General features: G+C 32.1%; 20 protein-coding genes and 6 pseudogenes. 15 read left to right on the plus strand and 11 right to left on the minus strand.

Going from position 1 to position 24376, the window contains the following annotated elements; translation table 11 throughout:
• Nucleotides 1–1066: 1066 nt before the first annotated feature.
• The 4 genes and pseudogenes from ILT06_RS29055 (at nucleotide 1067) to ILT06_RS29070 (ending at nucleotide 4348) form a co-directional block, all read left to right on the plus strand.
• On the plus strand, nucleotides 1067–1417 hold the full coding sequence (locus tag ILT06_RS29055) for an ArsR/SmtB family transcription factor (RefSeq protein ID WP_097982020.1): 351 nt from the start codon (nucleotides 1067–1069) through the stop codon (nucleotides 1415–1417).
• Between the two features lies 1 nt (nucleotide 1418).
• Nucleotides 1419–1859 carry a hypothetical protein gene (locus ILT06_RS29060; RefSeq protein WP_000064032.1) on the plus strand — a complete coding sequence of 147 codons (441 nt, stop codon included), beginning with the start codon at nucleotides 1419–1421 and terminating at the stop codon, nucleotides 1857–1859.
• Nucleotides 1860–1959: 100 nt separating this feature from the next.
• Nucleotides 1960–3723, plus strand: a complete 1764-nt coding sequence (locus ILT06_RS29065) for a SulP family inorganic anion transporter (protein ID WP_222655764.1) — start codon at nucleotides 1960–1962, stop codon at nucleotides 3721–3723.
• Nucleotides 3724–3809: 86 nt separating this feature from the next.
• Nucleotides 3810–4348, plus strand: a pseudogene (locus ILT06_RS29070) (hypothetical protein).
• Nucleotides 4349–4395: 47 nt separating this feature from the next.
• On the opposite strand, the gene ILT06_RS29075 reads toward ILT06_RS29070, so the two are convergent.
• Nucleotides 4396–4869 carry a DUF2178 domain-containing protein gene (locus ILT06_RS29075; protein WP_001080996.1) on the minus strand — a complete coding sequence of 158 codons (474 nt, stop codon included), beginning with the start codon at nucleotides 4867–4869 and terminating at the stop codon, nucleotides 4396–4398.
• Nucleotides 4862–5080, minus strand: a complete 219-nt coding sequence (locus tag ILT06_RS29080) for a helix-turn-helix transcriptional regulator (RefSeq protein ID WP_000151822.1) — start codon at nucleotides 5078–5080, stop codon at nucleotides 4862–4864. Before ILT06_RS29080 ends, ILT06_RS29075 begins: the two co-directional genes overlap by 8 nt.
• A gap of 429 nt (nucleotides 5081–5509) precedes the next feature.
• Between ILT06_RS29080 and ILT06_RS29085 the strand changes: the two genes are divergently transcribed.
• Nucleotides 5510–5854 (plus strand): nitrous oxide-stimulated promoter family protein, encoded by a 345-nt coding sequence (locus tag ILT06_RS29085; RefSeq protein ID WP_222655765.1) that lies wholly within the window; start codon nucleotides 5510–5512, stop codon nucleotides 5852–5854.
• 44 nt (nucleotides 5855–5898) lie between these two features.
• On the opposite strand, the pseudogene ILT06_RS32745 reads toward ILT06_RS29085, so the two are convergent.
• Nucleotides 5899–6259 (minus strand): annotated as a pseudogene (locus tag ILT06_RS32745) (integrase); the annotation flags it as partial.
• Between the two features lie 42 nt (nucleotides 6260–6301).
• A complete protein-coding gene (locus tag ILT06_RS29090; RefSeq protein ID WP_222655766.1) occupies nucleotides 6302–6550 on the minus strand; it encodes a hypothetical protein in 249 nt (82 codons plus the stop codon).
• Nucleotides 6551–7609: 1059 nt separating this feature from the next.
• Between ILT06_RS29090 and ILT06_RS29095 the strand changes: the two are divergent.
• A pseudogene (locus ILT06_RS29095) lies at nucleotides 7610–8181 on the plus strand (DJ-1/PfpI family protein).
• A 449-nt stretch (nucleotides 8182–8630) separates the two neighbouring features.
• On the opposite strand, the pseudogene ILT06_RS29100 reads toward ILT06_RS29095, so the two are convergent.
• Nucleotides 8631–11591 (minus strand): annotated as a pseudogene (locus ILT06_RS29100) (Tn3 family transposase).
• Nucleotides 11592–11857: 266 nt separating this feature from the next.
• Here ILT06_RS29100 and ILT06_RS29105 point away from each other — a divergent pair.
• Entirely contained in the window at nucleotides 11858–12565 is a 708-nt protein-coding gene (locus tag ILT06_RS29105) for a carbonic anhydrase family protein (protein ID WP_222655767.1), read from the plus strand.
• A 120-nt stretch (nucleotides 12566–12685) separates the two neighbouring features.
• Here the strand turns inward: ILT06_RS29105 and ILT06_RS29110 are convergent, their stop codons facing one another.
• A complete protein-coding gene (locus ILT06_RS29110) occupies nucleotides 12686–12901 on the minus strand; it encodes a spore germination protein (RefSeq protein ID WP_098631614.1) in 216 nt (71 codons plus the stop codon).
• A gap of 349 nt (nucleotides 12902–13250) precedes the next feature.
• Between ILT06_RS29110 and ILT06_RS29115 the strand changes: the two genes are divergently transcribed.
• Together ILT06_RS29115 and ILT06_RS29120 are read left to right on the plus strand one after the other, a co-directional pair.
• Nucleotides 13251–14105 carry a S8 family peptidase gene (locus ILT06_RS29115; protein ID WP_222655768.1) on the plus strand — a complete coding sequence of 285 codons (855 nt, stop codon included), beginning with the start codon at nucleotides 13251–13253 and terminating at the stop codon, nucleotides 14103–14105.
• A 10-nt stretch (nucleotides 14106–14115) separates the two neighbouring features.
• A complete protein-coding gene (locus ILT06_RS29120) occupies nucleotides 14116–14862 on the plus strand; it encodes an SAR2788 family putative toxin (protein ID WP_222655769.1) in 747 nt (248 codons plus the stop codon).
• Between the two features lie 42 nt (nucleotides 14863–14904).
• Here the strand turns inward: ILT06_RS29120 and ILT06_RS29125 are convergent, their stop codons facing one another.
• The gene (locus ILT06_RS29125) at nucleotides 14905–15417 is read right to left on the minus strand and encodes a DUF3841 domain-containing protein (RefSeq protein WP_222655770.1); all 513 of its coding nucleotides are present in this window, start codon (nucleotides 15415–15417) and stop codon (nucleotides 14905–14907) included.
• A 258-nt stretch (nucleotides 15418–15675) separates the two neighbouring features.
• Here ILT06_RS29125 and ILT06_RS29130 point away from each other — a divergent pair.
• Nucleotides 15676–15975 (plus strand): annotated as a pseudogene (locus ILT06_RS29130) (hypothetical protein).
• An 810-nt stretch (nucleotides 15976–16785) separates the two neighbouring features.
• Here ILT06_RS29130 and ILT06_RS29135 read toward each other — a convergent pair.
• The gene (locus tag ILT06_RS29135) at nucleotides 16786–17385 is read right to left on the minus strand and encodes a DedA family protein (protein WP_222655771.1); all 600 of its coding nucleotides are present in this window, start codon (nucleotides 17383–17385) and stop codon (nucleotides 16786–16788) included.
• Between the two features lie 262 nt (nucleotides 17386–17647).
• On the opposite strand from ILT06_RS29135, the gene ILT06_RS29140 reads away from it, so the two are divergent.
• The 5 genes from ILT06_RS29140 to ILT06_RS29160 all read left to right on the plus strand — a co-directional run bounded on the left by ILT06_RS29140 (nucleotide 17648) and on the right by ILT06_RS29160 (nucleotide 21952).
• Complete coding sequence (locus ILT06_RS29140; protein WP_222655772.1) at nucleotides 17648–18202, plus strand: phosphatase PAP2 family protein; 555 nt, start codon at nucleotides 17648–17650, stop codon at nucleotides 18200–18202.
• A 194-nt stretch (nucleotides 18203–18396) separates the two neighbouring features.
• Nucleotides 18397–18816, plus strand: a complete 420-nt coding sequence (locus ILT06_RS29145) for a MerR family transcriptional regulator (RefSeq protein ID WP_222655777.1) — start codon at nucleotides 18397–18399, stop codon at nucleotides 18814–18816.
• A gap of 15 nt (nucleotides 18817–18831) precedes the next feature.
• Entirely contained in the window at nucleotides 18832–19518 is a 687-nt protein-coding gene (locus ILT06_RS29150) for a zinc metallopeptidase (protein ID WP_222655773.1), read from the plus strand.
• A gap of 68 nt (nucleotides 19519–19586) precedes the next feature.
• On the plus strand, nucleotides 19587–20924 hold the full coding sequence (locus ILT06_RS29155; RefSeq protein ID WP_222655774.1) for a hemolysin family protein: 1338 nt from the start codon (nucleotides 19587–19589) through the stop codon (nucleotides 20922–20924).
• 62 nt (nucleotides 20925–20986) lie between these two features.
• Nucleotides 20987–21952 carry a sporulation protein gene (locus tag ILT06_RS29160; protein WP_222655775.1) on the plus strand — a complete coding sequence of 322 codons (966 nt, stop codon included), beginning with the start codon at nucleotides 20987–20989 and terminating at the stop codon, nucleotides 21950–21952.
• Nucleotides 21953–22157: 205 nt separating this feature from the next.
• Here the strand turns inward: ILT06_RS29160 and ILT06_RS29165 are convergent, their stop codons facing one another.
• From ILT06_RS29165 to ILT06_RS29175, 3 genes and pseudogenes are all read right to left on the minus strand, one after another.
• Nucleotides 22158–22577, minus strand: coding sequence for a CBS domain-containing protein (locus ILT06_RS29165; RefSeq protein WP_222655776.1), 420 nt, complete (start codon nucleotides 22575–22577; stop codon nucleotides 22158–22160).
• 84 nt (nucleotides 22578–22661) lie between these two features.
• Nucleotides 22662–23021 (minus strand): hypothetical protein, encoded by a 360-nt coding sequence (locus ILT06_RS29170; RefSeq protein ID WP_240369283.1) that lies wholly within the window; start codon nucleotides 23019–23021, stop codon nucleotides 22662–22664.
• Between the two features lie 171 nt (nucleotides 23022–23192).
• Nucleotides 23193–24014, minus strand: a pseudogene (locus tag ILT06_RS29175) (peptidoglycan-N-acetylglucosamine deacetylase).
• Between the last annotated feature and the right edge of the window lie 362 nt (nucleotides 24015–24376).

Consider the following 24376-nt stretch of genomic DNA (forward strand, 5'->3'; position numbering starts at 1 on the left):
CTTCTTTAAATCTTTATTAGTGATATGTTTTAAAGAAAATCCAACCTGGTTATAGTTTTACATAATTGTAAACTATAGTAAATTGATATTATTAATATTGAATATTCTTAACATTAATCCCACTTATACACATCAATAAACAAAACATTACTATTAATTTCTACTAATTTTTTGTAAACATACTAAATTATCACCTTTTAATGGATTTATTTATCTTAAAAATTATCTTTAAATTTATATATTATATTTTTGTAGTTTTAATACCTCTTTGTATTTAATATTTCTTTTACAAATACAGGTAATCTATCAAATATAGTGAATCTGAATTAGGGATATGAAGTCTATACATCTTCTTTAATTTCTAAAATTACTAATTCAGAAAATTTATAAGTAACCTACTATTTATCAATGTGTAGCATAACAATTGCCCTCGAATCTTCAAGTAACCCACCAAAATTAATTTGTCTTTCAATAATTCCCTTTAGGTGTCCACCTACTTTTTCAAAAAGCTTCTTTATCTTGAATAAACCCTTTTTACGTTCAAATAAATATTTTTTTCAAACTTGTGCGTGCCCTAAAAAAATACAAGTGATTTTATTCTAGTCACCTTGAATTTCTTGCACACCTAGTGAAAAGAATCCGTTTTTTACTAACGGGTTCTTTTCTTTATTCGTCATACTATAACTAGATTGTTACATTTTTTCACAGCTCACCTTTACTTGCATAAATATTCCGTTCTTATAAATCCGTAAATCCTCTTTCCTTTAATGCTTTTATGTTATTTGAGTCTATTCATGTAAATTCATTATTTCTCCCTTATTCAATAGCCTCTGAACCTGTAGGTATAAGGTTTATCTAGAAATATAGTCTAGGACACATAGGATTTTTGTGTACGAAAGAAAGAATCGTAATTTCAACCAAAAACCATTTATTTACCTATTTTTAAGTTTCTAAATTTGTATTGATAATTCTTGGCTTTAGAAGTATCCTATACATATTCAAACATTTGAAGATGTATAGGATACTTCTGAAATGTTAAATGTAAATAAATACTTGAGGTGTTTTAATGGGAACCGAAATGCAACAATTTAAAGCAGATTTCTTTAAAGCTTTATCGCATCCTTTACGAATAGGTATTTTGGAACTTCTATCAGAAGGTGAAAAAAGTGTAAATGAAATTCAAAGCATTCTTAAAAAAGAAGGTTCTGCAGTTTCTCAACAATTAAGTGTATTACGCGCGAAAAATATTGTTGTTGGCACTAAAGATGGAAAACGAGTATTATACTCCCTTCGAGATCCTATGATTATGAATTTATTGGTGGTTGCGCGGAAAATTTTTAACAATCATTTAATTGATACAATTTCTATGTTAGAAGAGCTAGATGAAGCAGAAAGCGAAATGGTAAAGGAGGAATAAATTGAGCAATGAGGCTAAAAGAGAAGATATCATCCAACATGGAATTGAGATATTTCACTCTATAGGAGCTCATCACGTTTGTAATGTTTGCATTAAAAGTGGATATTCTTGTTGCTTTTCATGTCAACATTTACAAGATGGTATTGGATGTCAAAAAAGGAATACAGCTTGTACAGCATGGTTATGCGGCATTCAGAACTTTTTGTTTGATCAAATAGGATTATTAGAAGAATGGAATAGTTTTTGGGCTGATATTCCAGGACAGATGTTTCGTAGAGATATTACCCCAGATAAAGTAAAAGTCACATCGTTTATTGATACGAAAAAGCTAGATAGTCGGGCTGGAGAACTTCTAGCGGAAAAATTACAATTCCATGTACAACAAGGTGGAGATATAGGGAAATTAGAACGCCATTTAAGCAAAACTTATAGTAAGTATTAGGATGTCGTTCTCTTTTATAAAAATTAAATTCTCCTGTATAAGCGAATGCGAAACATATTTGTAATCCGGGTTTATTAAAAATAGAAAAGAAGGGTTTGTAATGAGAGGTTTATTTACGGGAAGGTTTAAAGGATATTCATTAGGGCATTTTCAAAAAGATCTTCTTTCAGGACTGATTGTTGGAGTTGTTGCGATTCCTCTTGCTATGTCTTTTGCTATAGCTTCTGGTGTAAAACCAGAGTATGGAATATATACAACATGTATTGCAGGAATACTTATTTCTCTATTTGGTGGTTCAAGGTATCAAATTGGAGGGCCTACAGGTGCTTTTGTTCCCATACTTTTAGGAATTGTCATTACTTATGGGTATGAAGATTTACTACTTGCTGGTTTACTTGCTGGAATTATCTTATGCCTTATGGGAATTTTCAAATTAGGTTCGCTGATTAAGTTCATCCCACGTCCTGTAACAATTGGTTTTACGTCAGGTATTGCTGTTATTATATTCACTGGGCAAATTGCTAGTTTTTTAGGTTTAACAGGCATAAAAAAACATGAGGCTTTTATAGCAAACTTGAAAGAAATCAGTACTCATATCGGTACCACTAATTTTTATAGTGTAGTGACTGCTCTGATTTGCTTTTTCATTATACTCATAACACCCAAAATTTTGCCAAAACTACCCGGTTCATTAGTAGGTATTGTGATTTCAACTGTAATTGCAACTATATTTTTCTCAGGTCATGTGCCTACTATTGGTACAGCATATGGTACGATTCCAAATGCACTACCGCAATTCAATATACCTGAGATTACAGTAGAACGTATCCAACATTTAATTGGCCCTGCGTTTGTTATTGCTATGTTGGGCGGTATTGAATCCCTTTTATCTGCTGTCGTTGCAGATGGGATGACAAATAGTAAACATAACAGTAATAAAGAACTTATTGGTCAAGGAATTGCTAATATTGTTACCCCATTATTTGGAGGAATTCCGGCGACTGGAGCAATTGCTCGAACAGCAACGAATATTAAAAGTGGCGCTGTTTCACCCATGTCCGGTGTGATTCACGGAGTATTTGTGTTATTTACGCTTCTACTGCTAGCTCCATACGCCTCGCACATCCCACTTGCTAGTATGGCTCCTATTTTAATGGTTGTAGCGTGGAATATGAGTGAGCAACAGCATTTTGTTCATATACTTAAAATGAAGACCGGAGATTCTCTTGTATTACTAGTAACATTTTCCCTTACTGTATTTACAAGTTTGACAACGGCTGTGGAAATCGGTCTTATTTTAGCTATTATTTTGTTTACAAAACGTATGAGTAATATGCTTGTGATGTCAAAAGTGCTTCCTGATCATACAACAAAGAATGAAAAATTATTACCACATGTGGTAAATAATGCTCATGATTGCCCTCAAATTAGTATTTACACAATAGAAGGTCCATTATTTTTTGGAGCTGCGCAAACATTCGAACAAAACATTTTAGCGACAATTCATTATAGACCCAAAATTCTAATCTTACGTATGGGCAAGGTTCCTTTTATTGACACAACAGGCGAAGCCTACTTTAGGAATATTGTCCAACATTTTAAAAACCAAGGTGGCGTACTTCTCATTTCAGGGGCTCAATCAGAGTTGAAAACAACTCTAATTAAAAATGGATTATATGCTGAGATTGGAAAAGAGAACTTTTTTTATCATACAGGAGAAGCAATTAACTGTGCTTTAAGACATTTGAATAAAGCGAAATGTGTAGGATGTAAACATTTTGCTTTTCATGAATGTGCCCAGCTCTCCCAACAATGCCAGGCTATTAATACAATAAAAAATAAATCAAAAGCATTAGAATTTTAAAAAATATATTTCCTATACAAAGTTTACTTGTTTTGATTTACTCTTTTAAATATTTTGCTACAAAGCAGAAAAGGAGAATGTTTAATTTGGCGAATGCGAAGAAGATTTTTATAAAGCTTCAACAAGAAGGATTTTCATACATTCAAAAAATGATCATTACACAACAAGAAGAGAATATATTCCTTACATTTCAATGCAAAAAAATTGTACAACTAGTACCCTTTCAATAGATGATAAAAAGAATTACGAAAAAGCTATATCGTTTTTTTCTCATGCTTCTGGTGGTGTAATTATATGGGGAATAGATTCAAATAAAAATAATAATGGTGTTCACATAGCTAAAAAAATTCAACCTATCTCTAATGGAAAAGAATTTTTTAGTAATCTAAATGATTTATTATTTAAAAATCCCAACAATACAAACCAGGATGTTAAATATATATATATTCCTTTGCCTAAAGAAGTAAACCGTGGATTTGTAATCACCTATGTCCCCAGGAAAGACTATCTATTAAAACTTAATGACCACTATACAAAAACCAGGGATAACTTTGCAATGATGATGGGACAGATTCTATTAAATGATATGTTAGAAAATAGAAAATTGTTAAGGGAATCACTATAAATCATGCATATAAAGGAACCCTCTTGCTTTTACGAGAGGGTCTCACTTTACATTATTTTATTTCGGTATAAAGATAAATAAAAAACTGTCATTTGAATAAAGAAAACACTAAATACAATGTATAAGGGATATCCTGGAATATACATATTAAAAATAGGAGAAAGCACTAAAAATCCAATTGCGATGATTAACACATACCATAGTGAAACAAATGCTGTACGACAAGCTCTTTCAGTAATTAACTTTTCACGTTCGTCTTCTAGGGGAAACAATAGTGGATACATCAGATATGAAAGGGCGTTATATTTCTTCCTCTGTATTTTATAAAAAATTGTTATTACAATACCTATAACTAATAAGAATAAGACTGGTGTAATATTTAATGATACTTCAAAGGCTACTTTCTTAGCTTCAATAATATTGGCAAGTTCTATAATGCCGTAATAAAGTTCAATGAATACCCAACATGCTAATGCCATAATAAGTACATTAATTACATAAGAAATCATCAATCTATTCATCCTCTTCTTCCTCCTTGTTTAATACAAACACTTCTTCCATCTTCAAATCAAACACATCACAAATTGACAATGCTAGTAATAATGAAGGGACGTAATCCCCTTTTTCAATTGCTGCGATCGTTTGCCTCGTCACTCCAACTTTTTCAGCTAATACACTTTGTGTGAAATTAAAACGAGCTCTAATTTCCTTTACTTTGTTAAAAATAGTCAAGTTCACCACCTCTTACCTTCAATGTATACCATAATTAACAAAATGTAAAGTTAACTTAACATTTATTCCGCTAAAAAGCCAATTTTATAAAAAGCGGTACCACCACATATTCATTAATTTAAAAATTGTATAGTGGCCCTAAAACAAAACGCTGATTGCGTGCTCTAAGGCTGAATTATTTGATATAGCAGTAAACTTCAAATACTCCTCACCTTCCAATAGAATCAATTAATAACGTGGAAAAATCAAGTGAACTCTTGCTGTTCAAGTCGTTGAGGTAACCGAAGCTCACAAGAAAAAGAAGGAACCATATTTAAGTCTTAGGAAAGAGATAAACATTAGAAAAACTGTCATTAAAAATTCAAGTACACTCTCTAAAAAAGTTTTACAATCAAAGCAGAGAGACTTTGAAACAGGAGGCGCCAATTTATGAATCGAATTGAACGTGAAGAGAAAACAATTAGCATTATGATTGATATGTATTGTAAAAACGAACATCAACAAAATACTCTATGTGAAGAATGTCAAAAATTAAAAGATTATGCTTATTTTCGTTTATCCAAATGTCCATTTCAAGAAAAGAAACCAGCATGTCAAAATTGCAAAATTCATTGTTATAAACCAGATATGAAAGGTTTAGTTAAGGAAGTTATGAAAAAGAGCGGACCGAAAATGATTTTAAAACATCCATATTTCACGCTCATGCATGCTGTTGACACAATGAAGAAGTTTCCTGACTTACCAAAAAGAAAAAAGTGTAAAAAGAAAAAGTAGTTTGTCTAACAAACTAGTTTTTTTATTCCTTTTCGACTAAAAAATTATATGTGAGTTTTAAATCCTAATTGCTTCACAATATGTTCAGCTGTGCATTGCTTCTGAATCATCTTTAAAACAAAAGTATTTAGAAAATGTTATGCAGAGATCCCTTTCCTCAAATTTGTCCGCTTTATCTCCAAACTAATCATTTTTTTGAATAGAGATTTCCGTTAGAAATCTTGGTACATCTTCATCATAACTCCAAAGATAGGTTCCGAACCTAAAGTGGCAAAAAACAAAGAGTCAATTATCGCTGTGATATCTTGGGCGCACTAGTTCAGGAATAGATAATGTATTGTTTTAAAAATGCAAATGTTTCATTCGTAATACAACAAGCTCATTTAGAGATAATCCGTATTCTATATGCCAGGTGTTTTTTGAGGAGGGTTGCCCTATCGTAGTAGGTTAGCTTTTATTTGCTACTTTCTCCTCGACGACTTTATCGATAAGATTAGCAATAACTTCCGTGCATCTTATAATAAAATCAGCATCCCCACGAGTAGTATCACTATTACTAATACGTTCAATCACTTCTGTTCCATATTCCCTATCTTCATCTGATTCTGCTAAATACCTTTTGTAAGCCCTTATAACTAGTATTGCTTCTTTTTTATCCATATCAATTTGGTGTAGTTCATCATCAAAGTCTTCCAATAAAATCCCTCCTGTTTGTAAATAACGAAGTCTATTTAATTATATTAAAATATTAAAATATTTAAATTTATTGTTGTATTATTTTTGTGAACTTGTGTAAAAGTGTAAATGTCAACGTTTACACTTTTACACATTAAGAACGAAATTACATGGAAGAATATGAAGTTGGATATGAAAAACGATATTCATTTGACTCTAGTGAAGAAGGATTTATAAAAGGTGAATATAACAGTGGCTTTTAGATTAAACAATATTTATTATATATCGAGTCGATACTATAACTCGATGCTGCTGAAAACGGGATATAGTATTTAAATCAAAGGAGTGGGGAAATGAGTACACAATATAAATAAGGAAACTAAAATATCTAATGGATTTCAAAAATAGTATAGGTAATGTATATAAAAAGATCACTTGTCTTGGAAACAAGTGATCTTTTCATTAGATAAATTGCTACTTGCCAACAGCAGGTAGCTGTTATCCTATTCATATGTTCAATAGATATTATAACACATATTCTAGTGATGTAATCGGATTTGTTTCTAATGAAATGAAACAAAAAATCTTTTAAAAGGTACTGTTAATTATTTAATAATTTAAAAATGCTTTTTTGTTAGGTGAGAGGATTAGAAAAAAGACAACATGTATATTTGATTGTGGGCTATGCATTAAGTTAATCGTAGTTCTTTATGAATAAAAATAAATATTCTGTCAATGATGTAGACACATGGTTATCTTTCTCCGATTTCCTTATATGAGCAGTTAGCTTTTGCTAGCTGCTCTTTATTTGTACAAGATACTCAATTAACTGACGCATATATTAATATCCCGAGTTCCTTTCTTTATAAAATAGTCGTTATAAAATTTGTCTCGTCACGAGAGCGCTTTACTTAGTGCTTTTTTATGTTCCAACTTAATACAAAATGAATTTTTTGTCATGTTTCTCTACAATCCAATACACTTTTTCCTACCTACTATAGTTAGTGAAAAAATTTAAACATCACTAACCATACTTGAAAGTGTTATATTTTAAATATTTTAAATATAAGAGGTTAGAAAATGAAAATTTCAATAGTTTGTTTCGATAATTTCACTGATATAGATGTTTTTTACCATGGGATTTATTAAATCGTGTACGTCTAGTTGGTGGTGTTTCTGATTGGGAGGTCCAACTATTAGGAACAGAAAAAACTCATGTATCTATGTCTGGTTTACGTATACCCATGACAGGAAGCATATCCGATATCCCTTCTGCTGACGCTGTAATATTTGCAAGTGGTAAGGATGTACAAAATTTATATAAAAATCAACAATATCTTAATAACATTCATGTAGATCCTCAAAAACAATTAATAGGCTCTATGTGTTCTGGTTCACTACTACTAGGAGCTAATAAATTATTAACTGGCAAAAAAGCAACTACATATCCATCTGTAGTAAAACAACTTAAAGAATTTGATGTAGACGTTATTGAACAAAGTTTCGTAAAAGAAGGCAATATATCGACTGCTGCAGGTTGCTTTGCTGCACAAGACCTCTCAGCTTGGATTATAAGAACCCTAATTAATGAAGAAATGGTTGATACTGTGCTCGAAACTGTTCAGCCAGTGGGCAAAGGTTTATATTTTTAATTTCAAATCATTCCATTACCTATTTGGATGAATTAACCAGTATTTCTACCAAAAAATTCATGATATGGTTAATTAGTCTAGTACGTCATTACTTGACATTTACCCTTAGAAGCCCGTTGATAAACGGGGCTTCTTTCATTCATGTAAAGATTTTAGTTTACTTTTGCTAGCTACCTTTCTCTTGTATAAACGCACCCTTTTTACAAACAATATTAAAATCCAAATTAGTTCCTTTTAGGACGGTACCAATATGAACAAGATATTTAAATACATTTTAATCTTCTTTTGTGCAGTGTTTTATATTGCAATAACACCACATCACCATCGAACAAAAAGAATGTATTCCTAAAAAGGGGTACAGCCCACATTTTAACGAAAATATACGCTAAGCAAATTTCGACATAAAATGAGCCGAATTTCTTACTCTAAGAAAAATTCGGCTCTTATATTTAGGATTGTTGTAAAGGACGGAGAGTTTCTAATGTTGTTGTATTCCTCGAATTAAATCGATATTCTCCTAAAAAATTAATGTGTTCCCATCCTAAAGGTGAAACATGTTTTAATAAATTTTCATCTATCCCCTCTGTATTCCTTAACACTTCTACAGCCTGGCTAAGATATACAGTATTCCAAATGATGATGGCATTAATAAGAATGCTTAAAGCACTTTCTCGTTGTAATTGATCTTGAAGAGCACGTTCACGGAACTCTCCATGTTTTCCAAAAAAGATTGCTCTTGCTAAGGAGTTCATTGCCTCACCTTTATTTAAACCTCGTTGAACTTTTCTTCGTAGATTTTTGTTCGAAAGGTAGTCCAGGATAAAAATAGTTTTTTCGATTCTTCCCATTTCTCTCAAAGCCTTAGCTACTTTATTTTGCCGGGTATAGGAACCTAATTTCCCCATAATAAGTGAGCCTGATACTTTTCCCTCTCGAATGGAATGAGCGATACGTAAAACATCATCATAATTTTCATAAATTAATTTCATATTTACTTGCCCTCGGATAAGTCCTTCTATGTTCAAAAACTCCTTAGGAGAACCAATTGTATAGAATTTAGAACTTGATATATCTCTTAATCGTGGTGCAAACCGAAATCCTAATAGATGCGTTAGACCAAATACTTGATCTGTATAGCCTGCTGTATCTGTATAATGCTCTTCAATCATTAAATCTGATTTCGTGATGAAGCAATCCATCAATTACGTGTACAGCATCCCTTGCGTTTGTATTAATCACTTTTGTATAAAAAGAAGAAAATTGATCACTTACAAATCGATATATAGTTGCCCCTTTTCCAGTTCCATAGTGTGGGTTAGAACTGGCGTGTAATGATGAAACTCCAATTTGTACTCGCATTCCGTCTGATGATGAAGTGGTACCGTCTCCCCAATAAGAAGCTAGAGGAAGTTTTTTTGAAAATTAACCAATATCGCTTGTGCTCGATTTAATGCATCATCATACATCCTCCATTGACTTGCATTAGCTAATTGATGATAGGAGATACCAGGTGTAGCTTCTGCCATTTTTGTAAGTCCAATATTCGTTCCCATAGCCATAAGTGAAGCAAGAGAAATGATAATTTCTTCTCCTTTAGGTGGTTTGTTTGTAGATGCATGAATAAATTGTTGTTCAAATCCAGTCCAATGAGCTACCTCTATTAGTAAGTCTGTGAGTTTAATTCTAGGAAACATATGATACAGTTTGCTACTTAATTGTTTTGCTGTTTGTGGGGTATCCTTGTCTAGACGCTGAAGATGCAGGGTTCCACTGTTAATATCTACTCCTTCTAAGGAATGAACATTTTTAGAAAATGTTGCGATTCGTTCTAGTAGAGTTTTTGTTCGCTCCTCTACATACTCATCAGCATGAGTAGAAACAGCTAGGCGAACTCCGTTTTCTTTACTGTAGTTCCACTCGTTAATAGGTATTAAATATTCATCGAAATCTTTATGTTGTCGACTTCCTACAATAGAAATATCCCCAGAACGCACATAATTCCGCAGTTCTGTAAATGCGGCTAATTCATAAAAGTGCCGATTAATGTTTCCATCTTCATCATGTAGATACTTCTTCCATCTATTTGTAACAAAGTTCAATGGTGCACCATTGGGTATTTTTCGTTTTCCCGATTCGTTTAATTCATGTATCGTCTCTAAAGCTTCTAATACGTATCTGGCATAATTAGTAGATTGAAATTCTAGTGATCTAAGTAATGTGGGAGTATATTTACGTAAGTAATTATATCGACTCTCTAACAAATCAAGATAATCATAGTTCATTGGCCGTGGTAGTTGCTTTGCTTCCTCTACAGATGCTACAAATTTATCCCAAGGCATAATGGTTTCTAATACGATAAAAGGGTCTACATTCTCTTCTTTTGCTTTTATTAAAGCCATTCCTAAATCTGCATAATGAAGGATTTTTTCATTTAGTGATTTGCCATTTCTTTGGTGTAATTCTTTTTGCTGTTTTCTACCTTTTAGTTGAAGGTTCATCATTTGTTTATCATGAATTTCAAAAGCCTGATCAATTAAATCTTGTGTTAAATCAAGTAAATAAGCTACCAATATGGCATACTTTTTTATATGTTTAAACCTTCGAAATGAATAAGCTTCATAGCGTGCTCCCATCCGAGATAATTGTCGTAAACGATTAGGATGTATACCTTTTGTATCAATATTTAACTGTAAGCCTTTTATATACTCTAAACGCTCAATTACCTTTAAAAAGGATTCTGGTGAAAATTGGCCAGGTATTTCTTTTAACCAAGCTAAATAAGTTTTTGAAGAATTAGGCATAAAGTGAAGTAGACTGCTTATTTTTTCTTTTTGTAAAAGAGATAAAGAAGATGTTAGCGTTTTAAATATAATTTCTTCAGCTCTTTTACGTGTTTCCCATATTGCTCTTTCTATGACTGCCATTGAAGGAAGTATAACTTGCCAAGTGCGTAATTCTTGCAATGCTGTCTCAATGAGATATGTAGTATTCCCATTATTTAATGCATGAGATTGAAGAAATTTAGATAATCTTCGATAATCTGTAGTTGTAAAATTACGCAAACTATATTCCTTTCGAATTTCTTCTACATGTTCATACCTTGTAGCTTCCCGCTGGGCATATAGCCCCCAGTCTTCTGTACTTGCACCAATTTGTCTCGCTACAAATTCTAAAACTTCGTTAGGAATGTGCTCAATATCTGATAAAGTCCAACCTAAATATCGTAAAACACTTAATTGCATAGCAAAACCCAGTCGATTATAATCCCTCCGATGGCGATTAATGATTTGTTTATCATGCTGACTGAAGGTAAAGTATGTACTTAATGTCCATTCGCTAATATCAGAGGGGATTTGCATATAACGCTTTCGTTCTTCTGCTGTAAGAAGTTCTCGTACTCTCACATACATAAGAATGCCTCCCCTTGCTATTTTTCATAAAACTATGTTCTTTTACTTTTGTTAGAATTTTAATTTTATTATCTCATAACCTTCGTGAGATAGGAATAATGGACAGGATTCTAAATCGTGATAAGCTTATCTATTTTATTCAGCTAATTGCCTCTTTCTTGTTTTGATTGCTGTTATATGAAAAAACAATAAGGAAAGAGTTTATATAATTTTGGGGAAATGTATTTATTATCATATAATTAGCCAATCTATAAAAGAAGACACAAATGAAGGGAAAAGTGTTAGTTATGAAATCTAAACCATTAAAATCGGATGATTGTTCTATAATTGATTACGGGGATTTTCAATCACCTATTAAAATTCAACCTGATCTTGCTGTAGAAATGCAAGATCGAGGTGAAATAATACTTAATTATGATCGTACATTCATCTCCATAGAAGACGAAGGGGATACAATTAAAGTTCATAATGATGAAAGTGGTTTTGCTATCATTAACGGAAGAAATTTTCAATTAAAAGAATTTCATTTTCATGTAGGGAACAAAGAGGAAGAGCAACATGAAAGTGAACATGTTATAGAAGGTCATTGTTATAAAATGGAGCTTCATTTAGTACACACAAGTCAAGTAGGCAGAATAGCTGTGTTAAGTGTTTTTTTCAAAATTGGACGTGAAAACTCTGCGATCCAAACAATACTGGATAATATAAATAAAAAAAACGTAGTAACAACTACAATAGATATTGATATTAAACAATTACTACCACATGAGACCGTATACTATCACTATCTAGGTTCATTAACCACAAGTGGATGTATTGAAAATGTAGAATGGTATGTATTTGAAACATCAATAGAGATGTCTCAAGAGCAGTATAATATATTTAAGACACATTATTCTGGTAATGTAAGGAAAATTCAGAATCTGAATGGAAGAAAAATACTCAAAAAGAAAATTAAGTTGTTCACCAAATAAAAATTTAAATACATATAGAAAAAGAAATATACTATAGAATATTCCGTAGTATATTTCTTTTTATTTCAATCGTTATCCAAAATAAACAAGAATTATGTGCACCATGATATTTTTATAACTCTATGCCGTTCCAACTTGATTCTGATCCGCTAAATCTCCATCAAATGTATTTGTTGCACTAACACCACTAAATGTATTCACAACAAAACCAACATTTGAAGAACCACATCCGTTATATCCTTTTGTATTTTCTTTAGGAGATACATTATAAAAGTCTCCTAAGTTAAAAGAACCGTTGCTATTTTGTACAACAAGATTCCCCACAATTGCTGGCACATTCTACACCTCCTTTGTTAGAAAAGATTTTAATTAACATATGTTTTACAAGTTTTATAGGTGCCTATAATTTTGGTGTAGAGTACTTACTTCACTAACATAATAATGATGTTTTTAATGTGTAACCCCAAATTAATATTAAAGCAGATAATGTTATACGTTGACTGCCTCTGAATAAACAATATCAATCGTCTTTGAGGTAATCTTTGTAATTTTTAAGGTAATTTTAAGGTTTTTCTTTCTATTCAGAATTGATTAAAATTAATGTTCGTTATATAGTGGATGTGACTTAATTCAAATGCTGTAATATGGCGTTTGATAGAGTGTAAGATATAAGGAGGAGGTGCGAATGAAAAAGCTATATGCTTACTTGATGATTTTTCTTATCTGTATTATTTTTTCTTTTCTATATAATGTTCAAACAAAAGAAAATTCTACTAATAATAAAAAAATCAAGGTGGCTATAGTAGATAGTGGTATTAAGGAAGATCATCCTGCGTTAGCTGGGAAAATAGTAAAACAATTCAATGCGATTAATTCTAAGGACTCTAATAAAGATGTATTCGGACATGGCACTGCAATTGCTGGTATAATTATCAATCAAAATACCAGCAATCCATCAGAATCATCAAAAAATGTAGAACTATATGATGTTAAAGTTCTAAGTGAAACGGGAAAAGGTGAAATAAAAGAGTTCATTAAGGGGATTGAATGGTGTATTAAACAAGATGTAGACATTATGAATATAAGTTTTGGTGTCCAAGTACATTATCCAGAATTAGAGAAAGCGATTAATAAAGCCATTGATTCTGGGATTATTGTTGTAGCTGCTTCTGGTAACACATTTGGGTTTGGCGTGGATTATCCAGCAAAGTATAAAGATGTAATTTCTATTTCCTCGGTCGACAAGAATTTCAAAAGGCCTATTTCAGCGGCAAAAGGGAAAATTGATTTTGTTGCACCTGGAGAAAAAATTCTATCTACTGATAAGAATGGAGGATATTCCGAATTTAGTGGCACTTCTTTCGCTGCGGCTTATGCCTCAAATTACATAGCTGAATTATTAGCGTCCGAATTAAATTCTAAAGGAAAAGATATAAACTCCTTTCGAGTGAAAGAATTATTAATTAATCTTTCAAAAGATCTAGGTGTTGACGGCTTTGATAGTAGTTACGGTTATGGGGTATTAATAAAAAAAGAATGAGGTGTATTTATTGAAGAAATTTTTAAGCTTATTATTAGCATTGACTATGACATTTATGATTTTCCCAAAGGATATTACTGTACAGGCAGATAAAGCAAATCCAACAGAAATTGACTTAGGTACTGCTGAAAAAGAAATAGAAAAACAGTATAATATGCAAGTTTCTGAAAGTGTATTAGTTAATATTAAAGAAGAAAACGAGCAAATGCTTACGCTTGAAACAAGTGTAGAAGAAGAAAACCTCAAAATTAATGCCGAAGTAGATTTGAATAAAGAGAATCACGAAATTACAGTTTTAGGTGCAATCACAGATGAGAATGGTCAAATTTCTAATTATGAATATGATATGAAACTTCATGCAATTAAAGATGAAGTATTTATTGCAACTTTAACAGATACAAAAACGGGTGAAGAATATTTGTTGGATTCAACAAAATTAGAAGCTTCTGCCGCTCCACTTGTACCTATAATTCTAGGATTAGTAGCTAAAAAGGCTATTCAAAAAGCAATAAAGGAATACGGGAAAGAACAAGTAAAGAAAGCGGTCCTATCTCAACTTAAATGGCCAAAAACTATTAGTGGTAAAGATCTTATCAAGATGCTTAAAAAAGTAGGGTTTGAAGAAGTAAGACAAAAAGGTAGTCATGTGACTATGAAGGGTCCTAACGGTAATACTTTTACTGTTCCTTTGCATAAGGAATTAGCCAAGGGAACTTATAATAGTATTAAGAAATCAGTAGAAAATTCTATAGTCTGATAAAAATAAATAACAGGTGATTTTATGTCACCTGTTATTTATTTATCGGGATGTAAATTCTTTTGCAAGGGTAATTTCATGTAGAAAAACTTTACTAGTTACTCCTTGGATAATACAATTATTCCATTCAGGATGATTATATAAATAATCTAAATCGAAAATTTTTTCCCAACTTTTCTGTATCGACTCGGGTGATAAATCAAGGTTATTATCGTCTTCTGCTTCAATGTTGCAGTAAACGCCATTCAATACAAAATGCCATGCTTCAAAGTCCGATAAAAGAACTCTCTCATCATCAATTTCAATTTTTAGTAAAACACCTCGCTCTCCTTTACCTAAATGCCCACATCTTCTTAAGTCAGGTCTATTAGCCCATAGCCATATAGGGTAACCTTCTTGAGTATAGTTTTTAACTCTTAAATTCATTTGTTGCACCATCCATTTATATGGCTCTATAAATTCGGGCCAAACATGATCAGATGTACCAGTAAGGCAGCCGATACTTTTAACTTCATTCCACTTTTCTACAGATTGAATAGTCCAAAATGTACTCATAGTCCCTCCAAAAGTTTAACAGATTAATAGTATTCTTCAATTCATCATTTCACTTTAATATATAACATTTGTGTGCCTTTTCCCATCTCAATTAAAAAAGGATATAAGGGTTCACGTCACATGCCCATCAAGCTAAGGTTTTGAGACATCTCCATTACGAGAAATTTACCTTTTACAGTTATTTATGAGAATTCGACTCGTTTTTTTCGTTTTTGGGGAAAATCAATTTTTTAAGTTGATGGCGATGTGACGTGATCCCTGTTAGAGAGAATAGAAAAAACGAAGAAAAAGACTGAACAAAAAAGTGAAAAAGCAGAAGCTCAGGGCTTGATTGAAAATAAGGTAATGGCATAACTCAATAGCATTGGAGAATATATGCATATTATTGATATAGCAGAGCTTGAAATTACGCCTGTGTTTCAAGGGAAAGGGTTTGCATCTAGGTGTGAATTAACAGCTTCATTTCATATGTATCGTTCGATAATAACTGAAATCATGTTACTTGTGTTCATGAGGAAACAACGATCTGTTAACAAAGGAAAACCTGCACAAATATAACGGTTGAAAATGTAAAAAAGTCTTTTACTTAGTATGTTCACTTTCAGAAACCTTGTAAGTACTTCTGTTTAATGAAGTACTTTTTATTTTTAGTGTCAAAAGAAGGTTCAATCTAATCGATAAACATATTTAGTCTTAAAAACATTATGTTTTTAAGACTAAATATGTTTTGCTTGAAGAGAGTACTGAATAAATGTACATGTTATGTAATTATATATTTGTTTCAAAGGAGTAATAGCAATGGCAAGTTTTCAAGATTTTACACATGTATTTCTTTCATGCTACCAATTGCTTTTTGTTACTTTATAAATAATGACTAATGTACATCTGTATGAAACAGCATTCGGTAAATAAGTGAACAATAAAACTTTATATGCCGTAAATAAAAACTTAATTGCTAAGAGTAGCCACTTGAATTTTTAGAGCAATGGGACTTTATAGTTATGAATAGATCCAAATTGATATAAATATAATTAAAACGAAAATAATCAGTAGATATTTTAGAGATTCCATAACATCCTCCTTTTAGAAATCATTATTTGTGAAAGAGTAATAAAGCATCCATTCAGGTACTTTATATTTTGGAGAAAGATATGAGGAGCTCTTAATGAACTCTCTTTACTCAGGAAAAACAAGTGAATTTATTAAGTGTAGGATTGTAGAAGAAAAGGAACACGTGGGTCATTATTAATACGCCGCAGGTTCCTTTTCTTTCATACATTTAAAATGCAGGGTTTTATTTATTATTGAGCTTTTATAAATTTAAAATGCCTGCCTTTAATCTCTTAACACTATTATCTCTTCAAAGTTCTATACAATTTTGGATTTTCTTTTCGTTAAACGATAAATAATAATTGTAGAGATCATAACGCAGACCACACCTAAAATAGGAATTGTATGCTCTTCCATAATAACTCCAGCTTTATTCCAGTGTTCGCCTAATTTCATACCAATATAAATATACAATGCTGTTAGTGGGAACATTGCTAAGAATGTATAAATTGAAAACTTCCATATATTCATCTTAGCCACTCCACATGGAAGTGAAATCAGAGTACGTACACCTGGTACAAAACGTCCAAAAAAGGCAACAATGGGGCCGTGTTTTTCAAAAAACAAGTCAGATTTTCGGATATGTTCCTCTTTAATAAAAAAGTATTTTCCATATTTAAGTAACAATGGTCTACCACCATAATAACCTAGCAAATAAATAGTTAATGGACCTAATGTTCCTCCAATAGCTCCTGCTAATGTAGCAATCCAAAAGTTCATATCTCCTTGATATACCCAATAGCCAACAAGTGGTAGAACAACTTCAGAAGGAATGCATTCTATACTTAAAGCAACAATCACACCCAAATAGGAAAATTGTTTTAAGTAATTCACAAAATGTAAAGCGATTTGCTCCATGTGTTATCTCCTATTTCAAGAATTTTTAAGTTTATTTTTTCATGTAATCATTATCACATACTTAACATAAAGTCACATATGCGTTCTGTATTACCTGTCCATTTTCAGCTAGTTCGAAGGCCCTATACTAAGAAAAAAGAGTATAGCATGTAATAATTTATTCTCTAAAAATTGATATAAATTCAAAATAAATTTTTATTTGTTCATTCTTTCTTTTTCAATTATATTGGATATATTCATTTTAGCTTTTTTGGAGGTAAAGATGGTTCATAGATTTTCTTCACTCGATTATGTTTTATTTGACTACATTAATCAAAATGCTAACAAATATGTATTACTCGATCATGTTATGGTTGGATTATCAAAGTATTCTCCGCTTGCCTTTGTTTTAATTTTAGGTTTCTTTTTATTTTTGGGTTCTAAAAACAAAAAAATTGTTTTTCAAGCCTTGTTAGCATCTGGTTTAACTGTCGTAATCAGTAAAAGTATTCAGTTCTTTTTTTATCGAGATCGTCCCTTTATTTCTTACGATGTAAATCAACTGTTAGAATACACAGCTAATAGTTCATTCCCTAGTGATCATACAGCGTGTGCTCTGGTAATTGCTGTTACCATTTGGTTCTATCGAAAACAGTTTGGATTCTTGTGCATTATTGCAGCTAGTGGGGTTGCTGTATCAAGAATTTGGATTGGTGTACACTTTCCGTTTGATGTGCTAGCAGGAATTATGTTAGGTGGAATAATAGCATTCTTCGTACATTATTATGTAATGCAGACGAGACTTATTCAAAGCATATTACATCGTTTGGTACACTAAGTAATTGAATATGGAAGTTTAATCTCAAACGAGGTAGTGGATACTACCTCGTTTTTATTTTAAGTGTAAAAAGAGAGGATGTGTCAACTTTTTGAACAGAATTAAATTTTTTGAAAAATAAAAACTATAACGTTTGACTGTACGGTTTTCTGTATGCTATTATTTAGCTAATTTAAGTGAAGGGGTGACGGATCATTGGGAACCGATATCGAATCGGAGAGGTGGCAGAGCTGGCTCAGGTTTCGAAAAGAACCATTGATTATTATACGAATTTAGGCTTATTAGAAGCAAAACGTTCCAATAAAAATTATCGTTACTACGATGAATCAGCAGTGGATCGTTTGAAATTCATTGAAAAATGCAAACAATTAAATATGCAACTCAGTGAGATTAGAAAAGTATTAGATAATCAACAAAATCAAACAGTATTAAACCATAAACTTGCAGGACAAGTGAATGATGTGTCGGGACATCTTCAACAATTAGAACATGAACTAATGCATTTGAAGCCTTTACTGGATAATCTGACAGAAGAGCAAAAGAAACTTTATATGAAGGGACTATCCGGTCAAGCAACGACACTGATTCAAACGCTTGTTTTATTTTTAAGTTAAAGGAGAAATGAAGCGATGTTCTTTCACCCGATGGATTTTCTGATTTTAATTGCATTTGGCTTATCCATATGGGCACAATTTAAAGTAAAAGGAAATTTTAATAAGTGGTCTGAAGTAAATGCTTCTTCAGGACTCAGTGGTGCTGAGGTAGCACGAAAAATTTTAGATAATAATGGACTGTATCATGTGCCGATTGAAGTTGTTCCAGGAAGACTTTCAGATCATTATGACCCTACGGTTCGTGTGGTACGATTATCAGAGGATGTATACTATGGAAACTCCATTGCCTCTGTATCAGTTGCGGCACATGAAGTAGGGCATGCCATTCAGCATGATCAATCGTATGGCTTCTTAAGCCTTCGGCATAAAATGTTTCCTGTTGCAAATATTGCATCCGGCATTGCACCATTTTTATTACTGGGTGGCTTCTTATTTCAGGCCTTCTCATTAATAGGGATTGGTATTATTTTCTTCTCCGCAGCGGTGGCATTTCAATTAATTACGTTGCCAGTAGAATTTAATGCGAGTGCTCGTGCAAAACAATTAATGCTTGCAGAAGGAATGATTTCTGATCAAGATACAAAAGGTGTGAATAAAGTACTAGGAGCCGCTGCATTAACATATGTAGCCGCTACATTAATTTCAGTTCTGGAATTAGTAAAATATGTAATGATTTTCTTCCAAGGAAATGAAGAAAACTAAAAGTATATAAATAAGAATGTTTTTATAGGAGGTGGATCCTTTAGTTTCTAAGAAACTAAGGGTATTAGTTGGAAATATTGAATTTAGTGATGGTAGCAGTTTTAATTGGTTTTACAGGCTTTTTCGTAGCAGCCGAATTTGCGATTGTAAAAATTAGAAGTTCAAAAGTTGATCAATTTGTATTAGAAGGTAAAAAAGGTGCCTTAGCAGCTAAAAAAGTAACATCAAATTTAGATGAATACTTGTCAGCGTGTCAATTAGGGATTACAGTCACGGCGATGGGATTAGGTTGGTTAGGTGAACCAACGATTGAGAGATTGTTACATCCTTTATTTGAAAGATGGGATATCAATTCTTCTCTTGCAGGCATTTTATCTCTAGCAATTGCATTTACTTTAATGACCTATCTACATGTTGTAGTAGGTGAATTGGCACCAAAAACATTCGCGATTCAAAAAGCTGAAAAAGCGACATTATTACTCTCTACCCCACTTATTTGGTTCTATAAAATTATGTATCCATTCATTCGATTATTGAATGGATCAGCAAGGATGTTAACTGGATTATTTGGTTTAAAGCCAGCATCTGAACATGAAGTAGCTCACTCAGAAGAAGAGTTGCGTCTCATTCTTTCAGAAAGTTATGAGCGTGGAGAAATTAATCAAGCAGAGTATAAATATGTGAATAACATTTTTGAATTTGATAATCGTATTGCAAAAGAAATTATGGTACCCCGCACAGAAATTATTGGTTTACACGTAGATAATTCTCTAGAGGAACATATTAATACAATACAAAGTGAAAAATATACGCGTTATCCTGTATTTGGAGAAGATAAAGACGAGATTATCGGTATGGTGAATGTAAAAGACTTCTTTATTCGTTATATAAACAAGAGTACAGAACCATTTGATACGATTCGTCCGTATACACGTCCAGTTATTCAAGTAATTGAGACAATTCCAATTCATGATTTAATGTTAGAAATGCAGAAGAAACGTATTCCATTAGCTGTATTATATGATGAATATGGTGGAACTGCAGGTATTGTTACAATTGAGGATATTCTTGAAGAAATTGTTGGGGAAATTCGAGATGAATATGATGAAGATGAACATGCTCCGATCCAACATGTCAGTGAAACTCATAAGATTGTAGATGGAAAAGTATTAATAAGCGAATTAAATGACTTACTAGATTTACATTTAGATGATAAAGATGTAGACACCATTGGTGGTTGGGTCATGATGCAGAATTATCATATACAAGAAGGACAGTCTGTTGAATCCGAAGGATATGAATTTAAAATTATTTCGAAAGACTCACATCATATTAAACGAATAGAGATTCAAAAAGCAAAAGAGCATGAACAAGAAGAGGAAAGTAAGCAAACAGTAACAGAGTAGTTACCGTTTGTATTCTCTAATGAATAAAATAAATACATTATAAGAAAAAAGGGAGAGACAAAATGTTTAAAAAGATTTTGGCTAAATTCGGTAAAGGTGCAGCAACAGTAGATTTGCGTTTTAAAAATCCATCTTATTCTGCTGGAGAAACACTGCATGGAGAAGCTTGGATTGAAGGCGGTCAAGTTGAACAAAAAATGAATAGCCTTACAGCGGACTTCATGATGAGTGTTGTCACAAAACAAGGATCTGTCACACGTAAGGTAGCAACTATTCCATTGAACGGATCCTATAACATTCTTCCAGAGGAGTCCAAGGTAATCTCATTTTCTTATGATATCCCAAGAGATCTTCCTGTATCTAGAGGGGGCGTTTCTTACTATTTCGATACGCACTTAGACATTGAAGGTGGCGTAGATCGAAAAGACTTTGATCGTCTTGTTATTGAAGCACCGGAAGAAGTACAAAATGTTTTTTTTGCATTGAATCGATTAGGGTTCCAAGAAAAATCTACATCGGGTAAATTAGATACATGGGGCCAAGAGTTTTCCTTTTTCCCAAGGGAATTATTTGTAAACGAAGTTGATGAAATAGAGATTCGTTTTGCTTATGAAGAGTCAGGGATTCGCATTTGGATGGAAGTAGATTGCAGAACCAGACATGGGGAAATGGGAGCAAGACGTGAGTTTTTCATTGAACAAGATGTATTGAAAGAAAGTAGACAAATAGCTAATATTTTAAAAGATTATATAAATGAAATGGTAAATGATCCGCATGCTTATGCACAACCATTCTCATATCAAACACAACAAAACTATAATCATGCTCATCAGGGTAGTAACGGAGGCAGTCCAATTGCGGGTATGATTGGTGGTCTAGCTGTCGGCATATTAGGTGGCATGCTATTGAATGAACTAATGGATGGATTAGGTGTAGATGAAATGGTAGAAGAAGCAACCCAAGAACTAGGAGTGAATGAGGAAGAATCATTTCTAGGTGATTTCTTTGGAGATAGTGATGAAGAGTAAGATTATCTCTATAAAAGATTAATATTTTTATTAACCCCTGACTTATGTATAAATTCAGGGGTATTTTAGTTTCGTATAGAATAATGATATTCTTATATTTTTTGATAGTCCAAAATACTATAATCGCATGATTGGTTAAGCCAATGTATATTCTTTTTATGTGAATTTTAAATTGAAGATTTGACATAATTTAAAGTTCATATGTTTATACAGAATCATTCTTAAATAATAAGCCTTGTGCGCAATATTGAATAACATCTCTTCTTTTAACAATACCTATAAAAATCCCATCGTCATCTACCACAGGAACAAAATTTTGTTCCATAGCTCTTGATAAAAGGTCTTCAATTTCCGCATTGATGGAAACTGGTTCATTTGTACGGTGTAAAGAAACTTCACTCAGAACAACTTGATGAGTGTTGTTAAAGCTTAAAGATGCCGTATTTTTGAGTGTCCATAATAAATCTCCTTCAGTAAGTGTACCTGCATATTCTCCCTCAGTATTGACTAAGGGGATAGCTGTATATCGGTGATGTTCCAACTTTTCTAAAGCCTGACGCATTGTTGAATTTATATTTATATAAACCAATTCACTTTTAGGAGTAAGAAAAAATGCAATGTTCATGCTATTGAATCTCCTTTTTATAGCTTATTTACTTATTATTCTTTATATTTTATTTGTAGATTATTTGAACGATTGGTTACTGCTTTAATGATTGAGTTTCCAACTATCAAAATCAGTATACTTTTGATATACACTCTTTATAACATTATCGTGCCAAATATTTTTATATTCAGGTCTCCCAATCTTAACATTATACTCACTTATGTCACCATTTCTATTCAGCCACTCAGGATTTTCACAAGCATACTTGTAATTAAATATACGTGCCCTTTTTAATGTTTTAAATGTAATAGGGAAATGCTTTTCTTTACCATCTTTGCAACCAATTACTCGATATGCCTTACTTTGTTCTCCAACAGTTTTAAAATAGGGTTCTGTAAAATCTTGTATGATTTTTATATAAACCTCTCCCTTTCTAAGCGCTTTAGAAATATTATATAGCATAAAAAAGAATTTTATGGAAGTACTTTATTAAATATATAGTTTAATAATAAATAGCTAGTGTGGCTTTAAACTAAAGGATAAGCAAAAACATTGAATAGCCCCTTGTTGTTCTACAAGGGGCTATATCTTTTTTTATAAATAGAGGTGTGACTTTATACATCTTCTTAAAGCTCAAATACGTGGATCCTGCCAGAAATTTAAAGGGAAGTGATTGCTTTCATGATATGCCTCAAATTCATACCCTTTTTCTTTTAACCCTTTTATGATGGCTGGTACGGCTGCAACTGCTTGAGGGTGAATATCATGCATTAATATAACTTCTTGGGACTTCGTTGCATTAGTAAGTACATTTTGAGCAATATTCATGGAAGCAGACCCTATAGGTACGTTATTATACTTCCAATCTAGGGAGTCAATTGTCCAATCCCATACTTTAAATCTACTATCTACTACCTTATTACGAAGTTCTTCATTTAATCCAGGCATAGAACCATAAGGAGGTCGGGTTAATTGTGGTTTTTCTCTAATAATGTTCGCTATTAAATTTTGGTTTGTTGTCATCTCATTAACATAGTTGCCATTTATATATAATTTTTTGAAATCATGAGTCATGCTGTGCATACCCACATAATGACCTTCTGTTTTTTCTCGTTTTACTAAATCAGGATAGGCCTTTACATTCTTACCAGTTAAGAAAAAAGTTACTTTTACATCCTGTTGTTTTAGTATATCTAAAAGCTCAGCTGTATACTTTCCTGGTCCATCATCAAATGTAAGATATGCAATTTTCCGTATTTGACCGTTAAATTGGTTAGGTACTGATTTGTTTATCTCTACGTTAGGCTGCTCGCTTACAAACTAAATTGAGTTCTCTTGGTTTGTTATCCCTCTTGCGGGTGATGCAATTGATTGAATCACAAAATAAGTAATGACCACTAGGACTACCGTTAGAATTGATAGTACGAATTTTTTAGCCTGAAATCTTATTTTCACTCTCTATATTCCTTCCTCTACCTATTAGCAATAATTTGTTTAAATACAATTATACCAAATCACATCTGGTACCAAACAAATAGTATAATTTACCTTATTTTCGAGTATTTCACTAATTAATAAGAAATGTATTTTTCTTAAGCGTTTAAACAGGTATACCTATATACATGATAGTTCATATGTAAAAAGTAAAAGTAAGTTTACATCTTTTTATAATTTGTTAAATACGTCAATACATATCCAATTAAAAACCCATTGAAATCAGCATATGTGTATGATATCAATGGGTTTTTATGAGTTTAACATTTTGTATGTTTTGTAAAACTAATTTTTCTTTATAATTTTTAAATATGTTCCAAAAG

The sequence above is a fragment of the Bacillus sp. 17RED48 genome (assembly GCF_019837545.1).
In the GTDB taxonomy this organism is placed as follows: Bacteria; Bacillota; Bacilli; order Bacillales; family Bacillaceae_G; genus Bacillus_A; species Bacillus_A wiedmannii.

Bases quoted from the DNA above. Each gene is read 5' to 3' on its own strand.
- ILT06_RS29135 (WP_222655771.1), bottom strand. From the start codon at position 17,385: ATGGAGCAAATCGCTTTACATTTTGTGAATTACTTAAAACAATTTTCC.
- ILT06_RS29065 (WP_222655764.1), top strand. From the start codon at position 1,960: ATGAGAGGTTTATTTACGGGAAGGTTTAAAGGATATTCATTAGGGCAT.
- ILT06_RS29150 (WP_222655773.1), top strand. From the start codon at position 18,832: ATGTTCTTTCACCCGATGGATTTTCTGATTTTAATTGCATTTGGCTTA.
- ILT06_RS29160 (WP_222655775.1), top strand. From the start codon at position 20,987: ATGTTTAAAAAGATTTTGGCTAAATTCGGTAAAGGTGCAGCAACAGTA.
- ILT06_RS29085 (WP_222655765.1), top strand. From the start codon at position 5,510: ATGAATCGAATTGAACGTGAAGAGAAAACAATTAGCATTATGATTGAT.
- ILT06_RS29115 (WP_222655768.1), top strand. From the start codon at position 13,251: ATGAAAAAGCTATATGCTTACTTGATGATTTTTCTTATCTGTATTATT.
- ILT06_RS29140 (WP_222655772.1), top strand. From the start codon at position 17,648: ATGGTTCATAGATTTTCTTCACTCGATTATGTTTTATTTGACTACATT.
- ILT06_RS29075 (WP_001080996.1), bottom strand. From the start codon at position 4,869: ATGAATAGATTGATGATTTCTTATGTAATTAATGTACTTATTATGGCA.
- ILT06_RS29125 (WP_222655770.1), bottom strand. From the start codon at position 15,417: ATGAGTACATTTTGGACTATTCAATCTGTAGAAAAGTGGAATGAAGTT.
- ILT06_RS29170 (WP_240369283.1), bottom strand. From the start codon at position 23,021: ATGCTATATAATATTTCTAAAGCGCTTAGAAAGGGAGAGGTTTATATA.
- ILT06_RS29165 (WP_222655776.1), bottom strand. From the start codon at position 22,577: ATGAACATTGCATTTTTTCTTACTCCTAAAAGTGAATTGGTTTATATA.
- ILT06_RS29055 (WP_097982020.1), top strand. From the start codon at position 1,067: ATGGGAACCGAAATGCAACAATTTAAAGCAGATTTCTTTAAAGCTTTA.
- ILT06_RS29105 (WP_222655767.1), top strand. From the start codon at position 11,858: ATGAAGGGAAAAGTGTTAGTTATGAAATCTAAACCATTAAAATCGGAT.